Below are 2,571 nucleotides of genomic sequence, written 5' to 3' on the forward strand. Positions count from 1 at the left end.
TCAAATACTCGTTAACGGAGATAAAAGGTGGATTCATCCAGTTCAAATACTCGTTGACGAGTATTAATACCGTTTCTTTGTGAAGCTGCATATATTTACCCCCCGCTACGCCGTCCCCCCTTGGCAAGGGGGGACTACAGGGGGGTCTTGATTATGTGCAGCTTCATACAGAATTGCTATAATACCGTTTCTTTGTGAAGCTGCATATATTTACCCCCCGGCTGTCGCCGTCCCCCCTTGGCAAGGGGGGACTATAGGGGGGTCTTGTTATGTGCATCTTCATACAGAATTGGTATAAGGCAATTTCCGTTAATAAATCTACCGCCGCCGTTGGTTTCGACTTCCCTGCGGGACGCTACGCGTAGCGTCCCGCAGGGAAGTCGAAACTCGTCAACCTGGGTATATTCTTTGTCAGAAATCACCTAAAAACTCATTCTTAGCTATACGTGTAGGTTGGGTTGAGGAACTAAACCCAACAATTAACGCTTAATGTTGGGTTTTGCTCTGCTCAATGCAACCTACAATTTTTTTTACAGCAATTTTTAGGTAAATAGACAAAATGTATTACACAATGTCATTGTAAATGGAGTCAGCGCCCTTTGCGTTCCCCTTCTTCTCGGAGTCTGTGACATGGCTAATCCAACCATTTATACTGTTGGCGGGACTGTGCAGGCTGGCGGTGGGATTTACATTCCCCGTCAAGCTGATGAAGAATTGCTCGGTTTATGTCGGTCGGCAATTTTCGCTTATGTGCTGACACCTCGCCAAATGGGTAAGTCTAGCCTCATGGTACGCACAGCGCAAACGCTGACGGACGAGGGAATTCGCTCGGTAATTGTTGACCTCCAGGAATTGGGGGCAAGTGTCACAGCCGAACAGTGGTATTTTGGCTTTTTGGTTAAGCTAGATGACCAACTGATGTTTGATACAGATGTGGTGAGTTGGTGGCAAGAACACGAGCATCTGGGAGTATCGCAACGGCTGACACAGTTTTTTGAGAAGGTTTTGCTGGCTGAGGTTGAGGGGCAAGTGGTGATTTTTGTGGATGAAATTGACTCTACCCTCAGCCTGGATTTTACCGATGATTTTTTTATCGCCATTCGTTATCTCTATGTTGCCCGTGCGACTAATGCTGAATTTGGGCGGCTTTCTTTTGTCTTAATGGGGGTAGCGACTCCTGGCGATTTAATCAGCGATGCCAAGCGCACACCGTTTAATATTGGACAACGTGTAGATTTAACTGATTTTACCTTAGAGGAAGCTTTACCCCTGGCTGATGGTTTGGGATTACCCAGCGATGAAGCAAAGCAGGTATTAGGCTGGGCGTTGAAGTGGACGGGGGGACATCCATATTTAACTCAGCGTCTCTGTGATGCCTTGGTTTTGATCCCCCCAACCCCCCTTGAAAAGGGGGGCAGTCAACTTCCAGTTTTGGAGATTCCCACAGTCCCCGTTAGCAACAGTTCTATTGTTCCCCCCTTTTTAAGGGGGGCTAGGGGGGATCAAGTTTTATCCGCAGCTGATGTAGACAAAATAGTTAACAGCACATTTTTTGGCGCGATGAGCGAGCAAGATAATAACTTGCAGTTTGTCCGCGATATGCTGACTAAACGCTCACCAGACCCGGAGGTTTTGACTATTTACCGCGAGATTCGCTGGGGTAAGCGGGCGGTTGTGGATGAGGAACAGTCTTTAGCTAAATCTCACTTGAAGCTTTCGGGGTTAGTGCGGCGGGAGAATAATGTTTTGCAGGTGCGGAATCAAATCTATCGGCAAGTTTTTGATTACAAGTGGATTAATAAACATTTGCCGTTTAACCTGCGGGATAGATGGGAACAGCTTAAACCTGCACTGCCCTATGTGATTGGAATAGTAGTGGTAATGTTTTCAACATTATCGGCGGGACTTACTTGGTCTATTTATGAGCAAAATCTGATTGCCCAAGAAGCCCGCGACAATGAAAAACAGCAACGTCTAATTGCTCAAGATGCCCTACAAAGAGAACAAATACAGCGTCTAGAAGCAGACCGTCAAACAAAAAATGCTCAGAACCAGCAGCAAAAAGCAGAGAAACAACGCCGGGAGGCAGACAAGCAGCGTCAAAGGGCTGAAACAGGTGAGGTGAAAGCCAAGTCTGCACAGGAACTTGCCGAAAAACGAGGAATAGACTTAGAAAAAGCCCTTGAGCAAACCAAAGCGGCTGAACAATTAGCCAGAGAAAGACAAGCAGAAGCCAAAAAACAACAAAACATTGCTCAAAAACAAGAACAGCAAGCAACTGCCGCTAAAGCGGACTCAGATAAACGCCGAACCAATGCCGAAATTCTTGCCGATAGCCTCAAATCACAAAACCTCTTGGGATCAAATTTAGAACTTGATGCTTTAGTTGCAGGCTTAAAGTTAGGAAAACGGCTCAAAACTCCAGATAAAAATGTAGAACCAGATACCCGCGTTTTAGCAGTAGCCACACTCCACCAGGTAATTTATGGAGTCAAAGAACGTAACCGACTAGAAGCTCATAGCAGTTCAGTTTTGGGCGTGGCATTTAGCCCCGACGGTCAAACCATTGCC

General features: G+C 46.3%; 1 protein-coding gene. It reads left to right on the forward strand.

What is annotated here, in order from left to right; genetic code table 11:
• Positions 1 to 630: 630 nt before the first annotated feature.
• A partial coding sequence (locus ACM0OY_RS40040) for a P83/100 family protein (protein WP_414574243.1) occupies positions 631 to 2,571 on the forward strand: 1,941 nt, incomplete at its 3' end.

Origin of the sequence: Nostoc sp. CCY 9925, assembly GCF_963920935.1 — a bacterium.
Lineage (GTDB): Bacteria > Cyanobacteriota > Cyanobacteriia > Cyanobacteriales > Nostocaceae > Nostoc.